Source organism: Bacteroides sp. f07, from assembly GCF_042854785.1.
Lineage (GTDB): Bacteria > Bacteroidota > Bacteroidia > Bacteroidales > Bacteroidaceae > Bacteroides.
In genome coordinates this window covers 1,389,733-1,409,327 of record NZ_BAABXI010000001.1, presented here as the reverse complement: position 1 = coordinate 1,409,327, position 19,595 = coordinate 1,389,733, and the positions used below count along the sequence as shown (strand labels likewise).

General features: G+C 44.0%; 15 protein-coding genes and 2 tRNA genes. 11 read left to right on the top strand and 6 right to left on the bottom strand.

Annotation, left to right across the window (positions count from 1 at the left end):
• Positions 1-24 precede the first annotated feature (24 nt).
• A complete protein-coding gene (gene gnd, locus ACGHVY_RS05700; RefSeq protein WP_390597741.1) occupies positions 25-1,500 on the bottom strand; it encodes a decarboxylating NADP(+)-dependent phosphogluconate dehydrogenase in 1,476 nt (491 codons plus the stop codon).
• A 109-nt stretch (positions 1,501-1,609) separates the two neighbouring features.
• Here gnd and ACGHVY_RS05695 point away from each other — a divergent pair, with 109 nt between their 5' ends.
• The 6 genes from ACGHVY_RS05695 to ACGHVY_RS05670 all read left to right on the top strand — a co-directional run bounded on the left by ACGHVY_RS05695 (position 1,610) and on the right by ACGHVY_RS05670 (position 8,659).
• Complete coding sequence (locus ACGHVY_RS05695; RefSeq protein ID WP_390597739.1) at positions 1,610-2,788, top strand: dicarboxylate/amino acid:cation symporter; 1,179 nt, start codon at positions 1,610-1,612, stop codon at positions 2,786-2,788.
• 83 nt (positions 2,789-2,871) lie between these two features.
• Positions 2,872-3,942: a GDP-mannose 4,6-dehydratase gene (gene gmd / locus ACGHVY_RS05690; protein ID WP_308746451.1), complete on the top strand. Its 1,071-nt coding sequence runs from the start codon at positions 2,872-2,874 to the stop codon at positions 3,940-3,942.
• Positions 3,943-3,960: 18 nt separating this feature from the next.
• Positions 3,961-5,031, top strand: coding sequence for a GDP-L-fucose synthase family protein (locus ACGHVY_RS05685; protein ID WP_390597737.1), 1,071 nt, complete (start codon positions 3,961-3,963; stop codon positions 5,029-5,031).
• Between the two features lie 296 nt (positions 5,032-5,327).
• Complete coding sequence (locus tag ACGHVY_RS05680; protein ID WP_390597735.1) at positions 5,328-6,986, top strand: AMP-binding protein; 1,659 nt, start codon at positions 5,328-5,330, stop codon at positions 6,984-6,986.
• Positions 6,987-7,042: 56 nt separating this feature from the next.
• A complete protein-coding gene (locus ACGHVY_RS05675) occupies positions 7,043-8,191 on the top strand; it encodes an LA_2272 family surface repeat-containing protein (protein WP_390597733.1) in 1,149 nt (382 codons plus the stop codon).
• A 24-nt stretch (positions 8,192-8,215) separates the two neighbouring features.
• A complete protein-coding gene (locus ACGHVY_RS05670; protein WP_390597731.1) occupies positions 8,216-8,659 on the top strand; it encodes a GNAT family N-acetyltransferase in 444 nt (147 codons plus the stop codon).
• Positions 8,660-8,719: 60 nt separating this feature from the next.
• On the opposite strand, the gene ACGHVY_RS05665 is transcribed toward ACGHVY_RS05670, so the two are convergent.
• The 3 genes from ACGHVY_RS05665 to ACGHVY_RS05655 form a co-directional block, all read right to left on the bottom strand.
• Complete coding sequence (locus tag ACGHVY_RS05665; RefSeq protein ID WP_390597730.1) at positions 8,720-10,714, bottom strand: fructose-1,6-bisphosphatase; 1,995 nt, start codon at positions 10,712-10,714, stop codon at positions 8,720-8,722.
• A 137-nt stretch (positions 10,715-10,851) separates the two neighbouring features.
• A complete protein-coding gene (locus ACGHVY_RS05660) occupies positions 10,852-12,516 on the bottom strand; it encodes a putative transporter (protein ID WP_390597728.1) in 1,665 nt (554 codons plus the stop codon).
• A 242-nt stretch (positions 12,517-12,758) separates the two neighbouring features.
• Positions 12,759-13,205: a hypothetical protein gene (locus ACGHVY_RS05655; protein ID WP_308746444.1), complete on the bottom strand. Its 447-nt coding sequence runs from the start codon at positions 13,203-13,205 to the stop codon at positions 12,759-12,761.
• A gap of 199 nt (positions 13,206-13,404) precedes the next feature.
• Here ACGHVY_RS05655 and ACGHVY_RS05650 point away from each other — a divergent pair, with 199 nt between their 5' ends.
• The 4 genes from ACGHVY_RS05650 to ACGHVY_RS05635 all read left to right on the top strand — a co-directional run bounded on the left by ACGHVY_RS05650 (position 13,405) and on the right by ACGHVY_RS05635 (position 17,037).
• Complete coding sequence (locus tag ACGHVY_RS05650; protein ID WP_390597726.1) at positions 13,405-14,985, top strand: AAA family ATPase; 1,581 nt, start codon at positions 13,405-13,407, stop codon at positions 14,983-14,985.
• Entirely contained in the window at positions 14,954-16,381 is a 1,428-nt protein-coding gene (locus tag ACGHVY_RS05645) for a VWA domain-containing protein (protein ID WP_390597724.1), read from the top strand. Before ACGHVY_RS05650 ends, ACGHVY_RS05645 begins: the two co-directional genes overlap by 32 nt.
• 431 nt (positions 16,382-16,812) lie before the next feature.
• Positions 16,813-16,899 (top strand) — tRNA-Ser (locus ACGHVY_RS05640).
• Positions 16,900-16,965: 66 nt separating this feature from the next.
• Positions 16,966-17,037: transfer RNA gene (locus ACGHVY_RS05635), tRNA-Glu, on the top strand.
• A gap of 130 nt (positions 17,038-17,167) precedes the next feature.
• Here the strand turns inward: ACGHVY_RS05635 and ACGHVY_RS05630 are convergent.
• A complete protein-coding gene (locus ACGHVY_RS05630; RefSeq protein WP_390597722.1) occupies positions 17,168-17,992 on the bottom strand; it encodes a DUF3845 domain-containing protein in 825 nt (274 codons plus the stop codon).
• A gap of 15 nt (positions 17,993-18,007) precedes the next feature.
• Here ACGHVY_RS05630 and ACGHVY_RS05625 point away from each other — a divergent pair, with 15 nt between their 5' ends.
• Positions 18,008-18,592 carry a cyclic nucleotide-binding domain-containing protein gene (locus tag ACGHVY_RS05625; RefSeq protein ID WP_308744846.1) on the top strand — a complete coding sequence of 195 codons (585 nt, stop codon included), beginning with the start codon at positions 18,008-18,010 and terminating at the stop codon, positions 18,590-18,592.
• A 34-nt stretch (positions 18,593-18,626) separates the two neighbouring features.
• On the opposite strand, the gene ACGHVY_RS05620 is transcribed toward ACGHVY_RS05625, so the two are convergent.
• Entirely contained in the window at positions 18,627-19,529 is a 903-nt protein-coding gene (locus ACGHVY_RS05620) for a helix-turn-helix domain-containing protein (protein WP_390597719.1), read from the bottom strand.
• Positions 19,530-19,595 lie beyond the last annotated feature (66 nt).

The window sequence follows — 19,595 nt, the reverse complement described above, 5'->3', positions numbered from 1 at the left end:
AATCTTGTTACTCATCATATCCTGTCAGACGTTATACGTACCCGACTTCGTGTCGCCACCGTGTCCCGTCCAGTTTTCGTGGAAGAACTGTCCGCGCAACTCGTCTCTACGTTCGAAAGTATGCGCACCGAAGTAGTCACGCTGTGCCTGTACGAGGTTGGCGGGCAAGTCGGCGGAAGTGAGCGAATAGAAGTAGTTCAAGGCAGAAGAGAAAGCGGGAACGGGAAGTTCTTCTTTCATAGCTTCGGCCACGAGGCTCTTCCAACCGGGGAGCAACGTCTTCATCTCTTCCTTGAAATAAGGAGCCAACAACAAGTGTTTAGGCTTGTCGGTGGCTTCGAAGGCGGCTGCAATGTCGTTCAGGAATATACTGCGGATGATGCATCCACCACGCCACATACGGGCGATGGAAGCCAGGTCGAGATGCCAAGCGAAAGCGTCGGAAGCGCGTTGCAACACGGCGAATCCCTGGGCATAGGAGACGAGCTTGGAAGCATAAAGGGCGGAGAATATGTCCTTGACAAGTTCCACCTTATTATATATAGGTTGTGTATGTTGGCACTGGAATTGTTTGGAAGCCAGGCGGCGCAAATCTTTCTGGGCGGAGAGACTGCGCTCAAACACGGCCGTGGCAATCAGTCCTAACGGCATGCCGAGTTCCATGGCGTTGATGACCGACCATTTGCCCGTTCCTTTCTGTCCGGCAGCGTCCAGAATCTTATCAATGAGATAACCGCCGGCTTTGTCTTTATGACGTAAGATGTTGGCAGTAATTTCGATAAGGTAACTGCGAAGTTTACCTTCATTCCAACGGGCGAAAACGTCTGCCATTTCCTCGTTGTTCAAATCGAGCAGTTTCTTCATTACCCAATAGGCTTCGGCAATCAGTTGCATGTCGCCATATTCGATACCGTTGTGAATCATCTTCACGAAGTGACCGGAACCTGCCGGGCCTACCCATTGGCAGCAAGGAGTACCGTCCGATGCTTTTGCCGCAATGCTTTGAAGAATCGGTTTCACTTCCGGCCATGCTTGTTCCGAACCGCCGGGCATGATGGAAGCACCGTTCAAAGCCCCTTCTTCACCACCGGACACGCCACTGCCGACGAAAAGAAAACCTTTCGATTCGGCAAGCTCGACACGGCGGTTGGTATCTTCGTAATTGGAATTACCACCGTCGATAAGAATATCACCGGGTGAGAGCAACGGGAAAAGCTGCTCCATCAGTTCGTCTACCGGACTTCCGGCACGAACCATCATCATTATTTTCCGGGGGGCGGCTATTGAGTCTACAAAAGCTTTTATATCTGTGAATCCTTCGATATTTTTACCTTTTGCCCGGCCGTTCATAAAGCGGTCTACTACTCCTTCTTCCACTCCGGGAACGGTACGGTTATAAACCGATACATGCCATCCCTTACTCTCCATGTTTAAAGCAAGATTCTCGCCCATCACAGCCAAGCCGATAAGTCCGATATCTGTTTTATTCTGATTTGTCATAACTTGTATATTTTGTAATAATGTTTACCATAGTAACAATTGAAATGAACATTTGTTCGATATATTTAGATTAAAATATTATTTTTGTGGGCAACAAATAGAAACAGAAATGAAGAAAATCAGAATCGGTTTATTAGCCCGTATTGTTATCGCTATCATTCTAGGCATTGCCATCGGCACCTTTTTTCCGGCTCCGCTGGTACGGATATTCGTCACTTTCAACGGCATTTTCAGTGAATTTCTGAATTTCTCCATTCCGTTGATTATCCTCGGACTGGTCACTGTGGCTATTGCCGACATTGGCAAAGGCGCGGGAAAGATGTTGCTCATCACTGCTCTGATTGCTTACGGGGCTACTCTGTTTTCGGGTTTCCTCTCCTATTTTACCGGGGTCACGATATTTCCGTCGCTTATCGAACCGGGTGTGCCACTCGAAGAGGTGAGCGAGGCACAAGGGATTCTCCCCTACTTCTCCGTATCCATCCCCCCGTTGATGAATGTGATGACGGCTTTGATTCTCGCTTTCACGCTCGGGTTGGGGCTAGCTTCGCTGAACAGCGATACATTGAAGAATGTGGCACGGGATTTTCAGGAAATTATCGTCCGCATGATTAGTACGGTGATTCTGCCTTTATTGCCGCTTTACATCTTCGGCATTTTCCTGAATATGACACATTCGGGACAAGTATATTCTATCCTGATGGTATTTATCAAAATCATCGGGGTAATCTTTATCTTGCATATATTCCTGTTGGTCTTCCAATATTCCATTGCGGCGCTGTTTGTGCGCAAGAATCCGTTTAAATTGCTCGGCAAGATGATGCCGGCTTATTTCACGGCGTTGGGTACGCAATCCTCGGCAGCTACCATTCCCGTAACGCTGGAACAGACGAAGAAAAACGGAGTTTCGGCAGATATTGCAGGATTCGTGATTCCGCTGTGTGCCACGATTCATCTGTCGGGCAGTACGCTGAAAATCGTAGCTTGCGCGCTGGCGTTGATGATGATGCAGGGAATGCCGTTCGACTTCCCTCTCTTTGCCGGTTTTATCTTTATGCTGGGAATCACGATGGTGGCCGCACCGGGCGTTCCGGGCGGGGCTATCATGGCTGCTTTGGGAATCCTGCAATCCATGCTCGGCTTCGATGAATCGGCTCAGGCTTTGATGATTGCTCTTTACATTGCGATGGATAGTTTCGGAACAGCCTGCAACGTTACCGGCGACGGAGCTATCGCGCTGATTATCGACAAAATGATGGGGAAAAACCGTGCTGAACGACTGTGCTGAAAAATAAATGGAAAGTGGTTTGCATATACAGCAAAAAATGCCGACATTTGCAGCCACATTTTCAATTATTAAATACATAGCGTATGAAAAAAGCCCTAATTTCAGGCATCACCGGGCAGGATGGTTCTTATCTTGCCGAGTTTCTATTGCAAAAAGGTTACGAAGTACACGGTATTCTCCGTCGTTCTTCTTCGTTCAATACAGGACGTATTGAACATTTGTATTTTGACGAGTGGGTGCGCGACATGAAACAAAAACGTACTATTAATCTGCATTATGGGGATATGACAGATTCTAGTTCGTTAATCCGTATTATCCAACAGGTGCAACCGGATGAAATCTACAATCTGGCTGCACAAAGCCACGTAAAGGTTTCGTTCGACGTGCCCGAGTACACTGCCGAAGCGGATGCTGTCGGCACACTGCGTATGCTCGAAGCTGTACGCATCCTGGGACTGGAAAAGAAAACCCGCATCTACCAGGCTTCTACTTCCGAATTGTTCGGAAAGGTGCAGGAAGTTCCACAAAAAGAGACAACTCCGTTCTATCCCCGCTCTCCGTACGGGGTAGCCAAACAATATGGTTTCTGGATTACTAAGAATTACCGTGAAAGTTACGGAATGTTTGCCGTAAACGGTATCTTGTTCAATCATGAGAGCGAACGCCGCGGTGAAACTTTCGTTACCCGCAAGATTTCTCTGGCTGCCGCACGTATCGCGCAGGGCGAACAGGACAAGCTGTATTTAGGTAATCTGGACGCACGCCGCGACTGGGGATATGCCAAGGATTACGTGGAATGTATGTGGCTGATTCTGCAACATGACGTTCCCGAAGATTTCGTGATTGCTACGGGAGAAATGCACACTGTACGCGAATTTGCGGCACTGGCTTTCAAAGAAGCGGGAATCGAACTTCGTTGGGAAGGTGAAGGCGTAAATGAAAAGGGTATCGACGTAGCTACCGGAAAGACTTTGGTAGAAGTTGACCCCAAATATTTCCGTCCGTCGGAAGTGGAACAGTTGCTGGGTGACCCGACAAAAGCAAAAACTTTGCTGGGATGGAATCCGTGCAAGACTTCATTCGAAGAACTGGTAAGTATCATGGTCCGCCACGATATGGAGAAGGTGAAACGCATGATTGCCAACAAACACTAATCAAATCAATCTTTGAATATGGAAAAGAATGCAAAGATATACGTAGCAGGACACCGCGGACTCGTAGGCTCTGCTATCTGGAAAAATTTGCAGGATAAAGGATATACCAATCTGGTAGGCCGCTCCCACAAGGAGTTGGACTTACTGGATGGTGTAGCTGTTCGCGAGTTCTTTGATGAAGAAAAGCCGGAATATGTATTCCTTGCCGCCGCTTTTGTAGGCGGCATCATGGCAAACAGCATCTACCGTGCCGACTTTATCTACAAGAACCTGCAAATTCAGCAGAACGTGATTGGAGAAAGTTTCCGTCACAATGTGAAGAAGCTGCTTTTCCTGGGTAGTACGTGTATTTACCCGCGTGATGCCGAACAGCCCATGAAAGAAGATGTGCTGCTCACTTCTCCGCTGGAATATACCAACGAACCGTATGCCATTTCTAAAATTGCCGGATTAAAGATGTGCGAGAGCTTCAACCTGCAATATGGTACAAACTATATCGCTGTGATGCCGACCAATCTTTATGGCCCGAATGATAATTTCGATTTGGAACGCAGCCATGTATTGCCTGCCATGATTCGCAAGATTCATCTGGCTCACTGTCTGAAAGAGGGCGACTGGGAAGCTGTACGCAAGGATATGAACCTGCGTCCGGTAGAAGGCGTCAATGGGGACAGTCCAAAAGAAGAAATCCTCGCTGTCCTGAAGAAGTATGGTATCAGCGACACGGAAGTGACTCTTTGGGGCACTGGTACTCCGCTTCGTGAATTCCTTTGGAGCGAAGAAATGGCAGACGCCAGTGTATTCGTCATGGAGCATGTAGACTTCAAGGATACCTACAAAGAAGGTGACAAGGACATCCGTAACTGCCACATTAACATCGGAACCGGCAAGGAAATCACCATCCGCCAACTCGCGGAACGTATCGTAGAAACCGTAGGTTATCAAGGCAAACTGACTTTCGACAGCAGCAAACCGGACGGCACTATGCGGAAACTGACCGACCCTTCAAAGCTGCATGCTCTCGGATGGCATCATAAAATCGAAATCGAGGAAGGCGTACAGAAAATGTACGAATGGTACTTGAAATAAGAAGTAAAAACAATCTGTTGATATGCTATCAGCATCATTATTTTAGCTTATAGCATAATTGATTTTCATTATAGCATAATTAATTATCATTATAGCATATCTGATTATCATTATAGCATAATTAATTATCATTATAGCATATCTGATTATCATTATAGCATATAAGAATCAGCTCATAGCATATCACAGATTTACTCCCTCTCCCACCCCATTTCCAAAAATTCTTCACTCATAATTCTTCATTCTTAATTTAATTGCTATATTTGCACAATTTAATACCAAATGTGCAAAAAACAATGGAACAAAGTTTTATAGCTTACATTGAAAATAGTATCAAGAATAATTGGGACTTGGATGCCCTGACCGATTATAAGGGTGCCACCCTACAGTATAAAGACGTAGCCCGTAAAATCGAAAAACTCCATATCATTTTTGAGGAAAGTGGAATCCGCAAGGGAGACAAGATTGCCGTATGCGGAAGAAACAGTTCGCATTGGGGAGTAACTTTCCTGGCTACGCTGACGTATGGAGCGGTTATCGTACCTATTCTCCATGAGTTTAAAGCAGACAATGTGCACAACATCGTCAACCACTCCGAAGCCAAATTACTCTTTGTAGGAGATATGGTATGGGAGAACCTGAACGAATCGGCAATGCCATTGCTGGAAGGTATCCTGATGATGAACGATTTCAGCCTGCTGGTATCACGCAGCGAACGCCTGACTTACGCACGCGAACATCTGAATGAGATGTTCGGCAAGAAATATCCCAAGAACTTCCGCAAAGAACACGTCGCATATCATAAAGACGAACCCGAAGAATTGGCCGTTATCAATTATACTTCCGGAACCACCAGCTATTCAAAAGGAGTGATGCTCCCCTATCGCAGTTTGTGGTCGAACACCCAATTTGCATTCGATGTGTTGGATTTGGAAGCCGGAGATAAAATCGTATCCATGCTTCCTATGGCACATATGTACGGGCTGGCGTTCGAATTTCTTTATGAATTTTCCGTAGGTTGCCATATCTATTTCCTTACCCGTATGCCGAGTCCGAAGATTATCTTCCAGGCATTTGAAGAAGTTAAACCCAGTCTGATTATAGCCGTACCGCTTATCATCGAGAAAATCATAAAGAAGAGCGTACTTCCGAAACTGGAGACTCCCGCTATGAAGATATTGTTGAAAGTACCTATCATCAATGATAAAATCAAAGCAACGGTACGCGAGGAAATGATAAAAGCGTTCGGTGGGAACTTCAAAGAAATTATCGTCGGTGGAGCTGCATTTAACCAGGAAGTGGAACAATTCCTGAAAATGATTGATTTCCCCTATACGGTAGGATACGGAATGACGGAATGTGGTCCGATTATCTGCTACGAAGACTGGAAAAAATTCAAACTGGGCTCTTGCGGAAAGGCAGCACCTCGTATGGATGTACGGGTTTTGTCGTCCGACCCGGAAAATATCGTTGGAGAAATTGTTTGTAAAGGCCCGAATGTAATGTTGGGATATTACAAGAATGAAGAAGCTACACAGGAAGTTATTGATAAAGACAGCTGGCTGCATACAGGCGACCTCGCATTGATGGATGCCGAAGGTAACGTAAGTATCAAGGGACGCAGCAAAAACCTGCTTCTCAGTGCAAGCGGGCAGAACATCTATCCTGAAGAAATAGAAGACAAACTGAATAATATGCCGTACGTAGCCGAAAGTATCATCGTTCAGCAGAACGAAAAGCTCGTCGGTCTTGTTTATCCGGATTTTGACGACGCTTTCGCCCACGGTCTGAAGAACGAAGATATAGAACAGGCGATGGAAGAAAATCGGGTAACATTGAATACAATGTTGCCGGCATACAGTCAGATTTCCAAGATGAAGATTTATCCCGAAGAATTTGAAAAGACACCGAAGAAAAGTATCAAACGGTATTTGTACCAGGAAGCTAAAGGTTAAGACAACTACCTTAGCAGAGAAGAGTATAACTTAAACCGAAGATAAAGAGATATAGAATGAAGATTAAAAAAACAATAATCACGGCAGCTATCCTAATGGCTGCCGTTTGTTTGCCGGCACAGAACAAGAGTGCAGGTATTAATATTTCCATCTGGAAAGATATTTGTACGCAACCGCATGACAGTACGCAGACCACTTATGTGAATATCGGTCTGTTGTCTACCATGAACCGTCTGAACGGTGTCGGAATTAATGCATTGGGAAGCGTAATCCACGGTGATATGAACGGCGTTCAGATTACAGGATTGGCGAATCTGGCAGGCGGGACAATGCGGGGCGTTCAAATAGCAGGCATCAGCAATATCAGCGGAGACAATACGGTGGGATTTTCCACTGCCGGACTGGTTAATATAACCGGTGACGGTACACGTGGAGTAACCATTGCCGGACTTACCGGTATCGGTGGAGATAACTCTTCGGGAGTAATGATAAGCGGTTTTATGAATGTAACGGGGAACATGGCTTCGGGTGTCCACTTCTCCGGCGCAGCGAATATCACGGGACAGAGTTTCAACGGTATGATGACTTCCGGACTCTTGAATGTGGTAGGCGAAAAAATGAATGGTTTACAAATAGCCGGCATTGCCAATATTACGGCTACAAAGTTGAATGGTCTACAGATAGCATTGTGCAATTACGCAACAAAAGCCCGTGGACTCCAGATTGGGTTGGTCAACTATTACAGGGAAGATATGAAAGGACTTCAATTAGGATTGGTCAACGCAAATCCTAATACAAGAATACAGATGATGGTATATGGTGGGAATGCGACTCCTGCTAATATAGGAGTACGCTTCAAGAACCAATTATTCTATACGATTCTGGGAGTGGGCTCCATGTACCAGGGATTGAATGACAAGTTTTCTATGAGTGCGTCCTATCGTGCCGGTCTGTCCTTTCCTATTTATAAGGGACTCTCCATCAGTGGCGACCTCGGATACCAGCATATAGAAGCTTGTGATAATAAGGATGAAGTAATTCCAAGACGCCTGTACGCATTACAGGCACGTGCTAACTTGGAATATCAGTTCACTAAAAAATTCGGTATTTTCGCGACAGGCGGCTACGGCTTGACCCGATTCTATAATAAATCTAGTAATTACGATAAAGGAGCGATTGTAGAAGCGGGTATTGTTCTTTTCTAAAACTAAAAATAAAGTTGAGAACTTATGGTTATTAGAGAATACCAACAAACAGATAAAAATGCCGTAATAGATTTAATTAGGCAGAACACGCCCGAATATTTTGCACCGAAGGAAGAAGCAGATTTAAGTTACTATCTGGATAACGAACGTGAACTTTACTATGTTCTTTTGCTTCACAAGGAGATTGTCGGATGTGGCGGAATAAACTTCACAAAAGACAAAAATATCGGAAAAATAAGTTGGGATATCATACATCCCCAACATCAAGGCAAATCACTGGGAACTCGATTGCTAAAATATAGAATTGAAAAATTAAGGACTATTGATGGTATTCAAAATCTAACCGTCAGGACTTCACAATTAGCTTATAAATTCTACGAAAAGAAAGGGTTTATACTGAAAGAAATAAAAAAAGACTATTGGGCAAAAGGCTATGATATGTATAGTATGGAATATAATAATCTTTAATAATAAAAGTGCAATTCAAAAAATATAATGAATTGCACTTTTATCTTATGTATCAAGTTATCATACTTTTTCCTTTATCAATCCCGTACGATAAGCAACAAGCAACTTTTTCAAATCCTGAATCTGCGTCACAAGTTCTTTCCCTTTATCGGTATCCTTCACCATCATCCGCTGGGAGTTAAACTCTAAAACGAAATTAGTCGATTTAATATCCAACCCCTCTTCAATAGCTTTCTGACGGGACTGGAACGGCTCATGCTGCACAAGCTGCATGCCATGGGAATGGTAAACAAGTGTATATCCTGCAATGCCTGTCTCCGGCTGATAAGCTTTGGAGAAGCCGCCGTCAATAACAAAAAGTTTACCGTTCGCTTTCATCGGTTGCTCTCCTTGAATCGTTTTCACAGGTACATGACCATTGATAATATGCGAATGAGGTCCTAAAGCTCCAAACTCAGCCAGTATCTGGTCACAAATATCTTCCCGGTTACGCAGTGTATAATAATGACCTTTCTTCTCTTTATGCAACTCTTTATCGTCCACAAAGTAACGTTCGAAAGTAGCCATCTTATCCTTATCGAATAAAGGAGCTTCCGGGCCGCACCACATATACCAGATGTAATCCATCGCAAATTCCTTGTCCTCTTCCCCGTCTTCATCGAAATAAGCGGTACGAATCAACTGGTCGGCTTTATCCAGCAATTTGCGTCCCCAGTATTCCTTATCCCGTATCTTGACATGCTTGAAGCTGCCGTCTTCATTCAAAGGCACGGAAGCATGATAGAGAAGGTTAGAATTGGAAACCAGATACATTCCACCATATGTAAACAGGCAGCGCATATGTTTCTTCAGCTTCTCACTATTCATAAATGAATAATGAATCTTCTCTACCAACTCGCGTTCCTCATCCGTCAAACGATAAGGGTCGGCAGGGTCTATGGTCGGGAAGTTCGTATCGCGGAGCGCATATTCTTTCCCTTCATAAATAAAGACACCACGTTCAAAATCTATCTTGTCCAGCAGTTTGCGGTTTGCCATCCCGAACTCAGGACGACGGTCGATAATCTCGGCTTCCAGTTTAAACTGGATAATAGTGATAGCTTTGTGCATCTGGGTAAGCAGACGCAGGGTCTTCTCATTATAATGAGTATCTGCAAAGTTCATTTTCGGCATGAAGATGGAGCAAGGGTCATCGGCATAAGTATCCATGGCGAAGGTAGCCAATGGAAGCAGATTGATTCCATAACCATCTTCAAGTGTAGCCAGATTGCCATAGCGCAGAGACATACGGATGACGTTGGCTATGCAACTGTCGTTACCGGAAGCAGCTCCCATCCAAAGAATATCATGGTTGCCCCATTGAATATCAAAGTTATGGTAGTTGCACAAAGTATCCATAATAATGTGAGCACCCGGACCACGGTCGTAGATATCACCTACAATATGAAGAGAGTCGATAGTCAGACGCTGAATCAGGTTGCACATGGCAATGATAAAATCATCCGCACGCTTTGTAGTAATAATCGTACTGATAATCACATTGATATAAGCATGTTTATTCGGCTCGATGGAAGATTCGTGCAACAGTTCCTGTATGATATAAGAAAATTCGGCAGGCAGGGATTTACGTACTTTGGAGCGGGTATACTTGGACGATACATTCTGACAGACTTTCACCAGTTGGTTCAACGTTATCAGATACCAGTCATCCAAATCCTTTTCACGGTCTTTCACCAGTTGGAGCTTTTCTTCGGGATAGTAAATCAAGGTGCAGAGTTCTTTCTTTTCGGCCTCACGGAGAGTATTACCGAATATTTCATTCACTTTCCGTTTTACCGCACCCGATGCATTTTTCAGCACATGTTGAAAGGCTTCGTATTCGCCATGTATATCTGTCAAGAAATGTTCCGTCCCCTTAGGTAGATTCAAGATAGCTTCCAGGTTGATTATTTCCGTACTTGCATCAGCAATCGTAGGGAAACTTCGGGAAAGCAATTGCAGATAGCGAAGGTCGCTCACAATACTTTCAGGAGTTATATTACTTTGAGCAGTCATTTTATTTTATTACAATTCACTAATTACCAATTATTTTGCTTCTTATGTTCTTTGTTTGGAATCATACGATTCGGTTATTTGTGATAAATATAGCGTTTTTTTATTTATCCGTTCATAATTTTCATATAAAATTATATTCAACCGAGTAAGAACATCAACAGCACTTGTGCGATAATCACCCGCAGAAACATACACAACGGATATACTGTCGCATAAGCCACGGACGGATTGTCACCGGGAATTGTATCATTGGCATAATTCAGCGCCATCGGATTAGCCATACTTCCGCACAGCATGCCGGATACCGTACCAAAATCTATCTTCATCATCTTGAAGGCTATGACGCCTACCAAAACTGTCGGAATAATTGTCAATCCGGCTCCTAGAGCAATCCATAACAGACCTTCCGGACGGAAGATAGTATCAAAGAAATGTGCTCCGGCATCCAGCCCCAAACAAGCAAGATACATAGACAGCCCCAATGCACGCAACATCAGATTTGCACTGCGGGTGGTATAGGTAATCATGTGTATCCGCGGCCCGAACGTTCCCAAAAGAATACCTACGATAATCGGTCCGCCCGCCAAGCCCAACTTCACTGGAGTACTGATACCTGGAATGGAAAAAGGAATAGCTCCCAACGCCAGACCCAGCACGATACCGATAAATATAACCACCAGATTGGGCTCTTTCAAACTTTTGACAGCATTACCCAATACTTTTTCCACATTCTGAATGGCTGCCTTCTCTCCTACTACCGTCAGCCGGTCGCCCAACTGAAGTATCAGTCCCGGAGTAGCAAGCAACTGCACGCCCGAACGGTAAACACGGCTGATATTAATCCCATAGTGATTTCGCAAGCGGAGTGAGCCCAGTTTCTTACCATTCAATTCAGGGCGGGTGACGACGATACGCTGGGAAACCAGTTCGCTGTCAATCGCATTCCAGTCAATGTCCTCATTGTTCCAATCCGTATTTTCCTGCTCACCGAAAAGTACGGTCAAAGCTAAGGCATCTTTCTCCGCTGTTATCACCAGCAAACGGTCTCCTTCTTTCAATACTTTATCGGAAGTCGGGATGCTGACGTGCCCGTCCCGCCACAAACGGGAGATGACAAACTTCGGATAGCTCATATGAGCTATATCTTTGATGCTCTTATTGAAAATAGCAGGATTGTGTACTTGAAACGCTGCAATGTAAGTTTTGTTCGCGTCATCTTTCTCTTTTATCTCTAAATCTTCTTTACGGACTAGTGCTTTGCGAATTAATAAAACGGCAAGAATTACGCCGACTACCCCCATCGGATAGGCTACGGCACACCCCAAGGCAGGCGTACTGCTCTCCATTCCCATCTGTTTCAAGGTTTGCTGCGCAGCTCCCAACGCCGGGGTGTTCGTTGTCGCTCCACAAAGGATACCAACCATATCGGGAAGTGATATACCTGTAACATAACTGGTCACCACCGTCAACAATGTTCCCAAAAGAACGACTCCCAACGCCAGCATATTCAGCGTCACTCCCCCTTTTCGGAAAGAGCTGAAAAAACCGGGACCAACTTGCAGACCGAGGGAATAAACAAAAATGACGAGCCCGAAACTTTCTGCATAATTCAACATCTGCGCATCCACCGAAAGCCCGAAATGTCCGGCAAGAATACCCGCAAAAAAAACAAAAGTGACTCCCAGGGAGACTCCCCAGAAATGCACTCTTCCCAAACCCAAGCCTATCGCTGAAATCAACGAAAGTACTACAACAGCCTGTAAGGCAGAATGTTCGATAAATAAGCTATATAACCACTCCATGTATATTCAAACTAATAGGGCGCAAAGATAAAAACTATTTAGTCCCATTCAAAACTTTTAGCTTTCATTTCGCGCCCCATACATGGTCCGGTTCTTATATCCTGAAATCTTATTGGCAACCCTTTTACCGCCTTACCTATTATTTTGTTTTTAATCCTAACGTTACTCCTGTCTTCACATTATTATCCTCTCCCTTTTTACCCGCATATTGATACTTACCGACTTTTCAACGAATGTTTCTTCTACCTTTTTCCCTGATATTCCACATAATTATTCCGCCCGTCCAGATAACCGCTCAGCCTGTTACCACCGATATATACATCATCCAAATATGAAACATCGTTCGGTCTATAAGACATACGGATAGAGGTCTGTGCGTAATTATCCCAGCTCCAACGAAATTTATATTCAAACTCCTCTACGTATCCATTGGGATATTTCACCCGTAAATAGTCAATGCCTGTACGGTCCAAGAAGAAATCGAGTTCCTGACGGCAATAGTTACCATCTATATCCCAATAAGAACTTACCCACGTACGGCTACATAAATCGACGGAACGATTGTAATAGCCTCCGCTAATATTATCATCATCATAAAAACTGTCAATTTCCACTTCGCAAGAAGTAAGGCTTATCATCAATACAGCCATCAAGGCCAAGCCTGCATATTTGAATGTGTTCGTTTTCATATTCCTTTATTTTTAATGGTTTATTATCTATCATTTATCTTTCGATATGACAAAAGTATAGAATGAATTTTCCCCATAAAACTGAAAATTCCTACTTGTCGGGAGGAAATTCCCTAAAGCTTCCGGAGCCGATGAAGTCCGTTTCAAGGAATTCTTGTATCTTTGTCCCCCACTGACAACACATAAAAGCATCTGTCGCATGAAGTCTATCAAATCGCATATCACCCAATTACTGAAGTCTCTCAATGAGGGAGTATTTGAAAAGGAACACACCATCGCGCTTTCCCTGCTGTCGGCCATGGCAGGTGAGAGCATCTTCCTGTTAGGCCCTCCGGGGGTAGCCAAGAGTCTGGTGGCACGCAGGCTCAAACTTGCTTTCAAGGATGCGGACGCTTTCGAGTATCTGATGTCCCGCTTCAGTACACCGGACGAGATATTCGGTCCTGTCTCCATATCCAAGTTGAAAGACGAAGATACGTACGAGCGTATCACAAAAGGATATTTGCCCACAGCAGCGATTGTCTTTTTGGATGAAATATGGAAAGCCGGACCTGCCATTCAGAATTCACTCCTGACGGTTATCAATGAAAAGATATATCGCAACGGACAGTTCACGGTACGCGTACCTCTGAGAGCCCTGATTGCCGCTTCCAACGAACTACCCGCCAAAGGTGAGGGCTTGGAAGCATTGTACGATCGTTTTCTGGTCCGCCAGTTTGTAGGATGCATCGAGCAGGAATACGCTTTCGACCAGATGATTTCTTCCACGAGAGAGATTGAACCCGAAATTCCGGAGAAACTTCAGATAGATGACGAGTTATACTCCAAGATACAAACCGAAAGCGAGAAAGTAGGAATCCACTATACAATCTTCGAACTGATTCACAATATCAAACGAGAAATAGAGCAGTACAACACAGGACGCGATGAAAATACCCCGTCCATCTATATATCCGACCGTCGCTGGAAGAAAATAGTAAACCTGCTCCGCACTTCCGCCTATCTGAACGAGTCACCGGGAATACACTTCTCCGATTGCCTCCTGATGAGCACCTGCCTGTGGGATGAAGTCTCCCAATTGCCCATTGTCGAAGAAATGGTGGAGCAGTCCATCGCACGGGGTATCAACACTTATCTGCTCGGCGAAAAAAAACTGGAGCAAAAACTGGATGCCCTGAAGGAGAATATGAAATCCGAACATAGTCTGCGGGAACTCAGCGACCCGGGAATTCAGATAGTGGATACATTCTATCATCGTATCGAAGGCTATCATATCGCCGGCAATCTGCTCATCTTTGCTTCAGACTATCAATCGTTGAAGAAAGACAGTAACCGGTTATTCTACATCCAGCAAGACAAGTTCCGCCCTGTCAACAAAATCTTGAAAGCTTACGACTTTGTAAAAAACAGGAATATTGCACAAAAGAATATCTATTCTCTCCGAAAAGGAAGACGCTCTGTTTTTGTCAATAATCAGGAGTATCCACTCTTATGCTACGATAACTGTGACCCTCTGCCGGCACAGCAAGATGACAGCACTCCGTTCGAATTCACCCTGCAGGAAGTCATCGACCTGCTCCAACAAATGGAAGTCGAATATAAGACTATTTCGGAACGGGAGACTGCATACACCAAAGAACATCTTTTCCTAAGTCCATCACAGAAAAGCAAGATAAGACGGATTTTAGGAGAAACCGCACATATCATCGAAAACTATCGGAACGAGCTCCGCATCATCGCCCATGCCCATGAACAAGAGAACAGAGAGTATCAGGCTTAAGTACCTGCAGGATATTTATTACGAGAAATTGCAAAGAATAGCCTATGATGTGTACGATGAACAACTGCACAACTTGATTATCCGCCCCGAAGAACTGGACGCGGATATTCATCAGTATTTTCGTCACACACAGCCCTCTTTACAGGATTTCTACTCCCGTTATGCATCGCAATGGGAATATTTTCACGAAATGGATGAAGCGTCCGATGCCAAATTTCTTCAATTTCTGAAAAACAGTGCTTATCCCTTTTCCATGAAATACCACCTGGTAGACCTGAACGTGAAATATTATCTCCAGCGTTTCGCTGTAATCAGCCCGCGCTCCAAGGAATGGAAAGCTCTGCGAACTCTCTTTTTCGACAAATGGCATACGTTGCTCTCGAACAACGAATTCAACTACCAAATGGAGCATATAGAGCAACTCTGTGATGACTTTCATCGTCTTCAGCTATCGCTTTCCAAAAACCTTCCGGTACGTGGCGGTTCACGCCTCGTCTGGCTGCTCCGTAACCACAAACAGATAGCGGAGCAAATCCTGGAATACGAAGAAACCATCAAACGGAATCCGGCAATCCGCGAATTGGTGGAGATATTGGGAAAGAAGCATCAAAGCAAACGGAAACGTTTCAAAATGACTGCGGGAATCCATCGGGAGCAAATCGTATCTCATGCCACACGCAGTGATATTACAGGCATTTGTGAAGGAAACGATTTGAACAGCCTTCTCCCTCTCGAATATTGTTACCTTGCAGAAAAAAGCCTGCAAACCGTATTCTTCGAACGTTTTATAGAAAAGAGGCTTCAAGTAATCGATTACCAATCGCACGAAAAGCAAGCAATCAATGACAAGCAAACAGCAGGAAATGAAATCTCCGAAGAAGCCGAAGGTCCTTTCATCGTTTGCCTGGACACTTCCGGCTCCATGGCGGGAGAACGGGAAAGAATCGCCAAGTCAACATTACTTGCCATTGCCGAACTGACAGAAGTGCAACATCGGAAATGCTATATCATCCTTTTCTCGGATGATATTGAATGTATCGAAATTACTGATTTGGGAAGTAGCTTCGACCGTCTTGTCGATTTCCTGAGCCAGTCTTTTCATGGCGGCACAGATATGGAACCTGTCATCACTCATGCTTTGCGGAAAATCAGCGAAGAAGGATATATGGAAGCAGACATTATCACAGTATCCGATTTTGAAATGCGTCCCGTTGATAATATGTTAGCCCAAAGCATAGAACGGGCAAAAGCCAGACAGACTAAGATGTATGCCATTTCCTTAGGTGGAAAAAGTGCTGAAACCAGTTATCTGAAATTATGTGATAAATATTGGGAATATAACGTTCAAAGCGCCGAAAAACTTAATAAAAATAGAATTGAAGAATCAAATATTTAATCAATGTTATAAAGCATGCGGTTTTCCTTGTTTTACTTGCTAATTTCACAGAAGTCCGTATATTTGCAATGTGTTTTTCATAGTATTAGATTTAAGGTTAACAAAAAAGATTGGCTGTCTGGGATAGATAGCCTTTTTTTATGCTCTTTTTTCTTCGTCCATATAGCGTCAATATCCAGTCAACATAGTTACCCTATTTTATAAAGATGCCGTCACTATCGTGAGCGGATAGCGTCAATATGTTTCAGTTTCTTTCCCTGCCAACAAAAAAAACAAAGACAATGAAAAAAAAATCTATTGTTTAACATTTGAAACATAGCAGGTTACCTCATTTATCGAAAAAACGGTAAAAAAAATCTTGCTAAAAGATTTGCATAGTCGAAAACTTCCCCCTATCTTTGCACCGCATTTGAGAGAGAATGCGGGTTCAAGGAAGTTTGGGTGAGTGGCTGAAACCACCAGTTTGCTAAACTGACGTACTCGTAAGGGTACCGGGGGTTCGAATCCCCCAGCTTCCGCAAAATCTAAAAATAAAAAAGAGCTAAGTTTCAAGACTTAGCTCTTTTTAAATCAATAAAAACTCCGGTGGGTTCGTCTAACGGTTAGGACACATGCCTCTCACGCATGTAATACGAGTTCGATTCTCGTACCCACTACTATATGAATATCAGCCTCTTACCAATAAGTAAGAGGCTTTTTTATTGCCCTATATCTATATCAAAGTATCGTTTTTTAGACATTATAAACGGGTATCTTCAAAAGAAAAAATGTCAATTGTAGTTCTAACTACATTCCCTCTTCTAATTTATATATCTCAAAGAAAGACTCCTTATCAATCCTTAGCCGAATTCTATCTTCCCGTTTCTGCCCTGCCAGATTCACGAATAAGTTGAAATATAGCTGGCTGAAAGAAAGGTTGGAACGATCATATTCTATATCGAACGTCCAGATTCTGCGGAAAGAGTCGAAATAGGCAAAAGATTGCTCCCCGCCTTTACACATGAAGACTTCCGGGAAAGATGTAGGTGGATACGGTTGGAATAAGCTCGCCAGTTGGGCATAAACAAAGTCGATCATCCATTCATCCCCCGACAAGGCCAATTCGCCTTTCAAGCGAAGTTTGACCGCATAAGCCGTAGTCACATTTGGCGAGGTATAGATAGGAACCTGGCTTTCTTCCGGATAATTGCCATCCTTATAGCCGAGACTCATCGTCAATCCCGACTTACCGATTCCATTAAACCCGTCGGCTACCTGACCATCAGCCAACTGATTTTTCAGATTCACCATAAACGTCAGTTTGCCGAGGGTAGGATCCCCCGGATATTGCGCTACCGTATCCAGCACATAATCTTCAGTATTATAACTCCGGGCAACCAATTCACCCTTTCCGTCTTCCATAGCCGGACCGCCATTCTCAACATCCACATTGCCTACCGGATAATATATAGCATCATTATCCCTCGTACAACCACAAAAACACAGCAGTAACACTGCCAATCCTATAATCTTATTCATTATCGTCTTACATCTTGATTTAGAGAACAAATATACATCTTTTTTGCAGCACACTTGATTTATGTCAACCGTTTTTAGTATTTTTGCACACATCAAGACAGAAAAGACATGGATACACTATTAAGAGATACCGTAAATGCCGTTGTAAACTCCCGTTTCCCCGAGATGAGTATAGAAGGAAGGCGGCAGATAGAAAGTATACTGATTCGTGAAGAATTCCCTAAAGGCGCCATCGCGCTGAATGAAGGAGAAGTAGCTCATGAAATCGTATTTGTCGGCAAAGGAATGCTCAGACAATACTACTATAAAAATGGGAAAGACGTCACCGAACATTTCTCCTATGAAGGTTGCATCGTCATGTGCATCGAGAGCTTTCTGAAGCAAGTGCCTACACGGCTGATAGTAGAAACTCTGGAACCTTCCATAATCTACCTCTTCCCCCGGGACATGATACAGAAACTGGCAAGAGAGAACTGGGAAATCAATATGTTCTATCAGAAAATATTGGAATACTCCCTCATCGTATCACAGGTAAAAGCAGACTCCTGGCGCTTCGAATCCGCCCGCGAACGCTACAACCTCTTGCTCGAGACACACCCTGAAATCATCAAACGGGCTCCTTTGGCATACATAGCCTCATACCTGCTGATGACACCCGAAACATTAAGCCGCGTACGCTCCGGCGTTTTATAAAAACTGCCCTCAATAACGATAACAGAACTGCCCGTTATCGGCTTTTGCGGTATTCCTTGGGAGACATACCTGTATAATGCTTGAAATACTTCCCGAAGAACGACTGGTTCGCAAAGTTCAACCGGTCCGCAATCTCCTGTATATTCATACTTGAAGAATTCAGCAACGCTTTCGCTTCCAGAACTACAAATTCGTCAATCCACTCTCCCACGGTTTTTCCACTGACCTCTTTCACCACACCCGACAGATGCTTCGGTGTCAGACAAAGCTGATCCGCATAAAACCTCACACTACGCTCAGACTGGTAAGACTCAACCAAAGACTCATAAAAACGTTCGAAGATATACTCCTTTCTGCTCTTAGTTTTCGACGCAGCAGCCGCAGCAGGAGCGTGACTGTTAAAGATATTACAAAGTTCGAAGAAAAAGCCCTGCATCAATCCCATCACGGCTTCCTTGCGATATGCACCCTCTTTGTCCCTCAGCCGTTTCCTCACAAATGCATGATACTCTTTCACCACTTCCTGCTCATGCGGAGTAAGACTAAAACACGGGTAATCCTTCAAATAAAAAAACAGCGAAAGCATATTCCCCGCTTTGGGCAATGTCTCCAATATATTCTTCGACACAGCAAAGAATATGCCTCTATAATTAGAGCTGAAGTATCGCCGTTCAATAATCTGATTCGGCAACGCCACCATCATCACCCCCGGAGACAGTTGATACTCGCGCAAACTGATATTTAAAGCCCCTTCTCCTTCCAGACAAAGCCCCACCGTCAACACTTCCATTTTACCGGGACCATCATATAAGGAAACAACGCTCTCCGTATCGAAGAGCGCTATATCATTATCAATAACATCAATGCAGTTTGAATCCAGATGCTTAGATTGAACCACCGAAGAAATACCAATCTTCGGAACACTTTGAATATCCATACTCTCTCTTTTTTACGACAAATATACCAGCAATAAATCAGACATACAAGTCAAGATAGGATATTA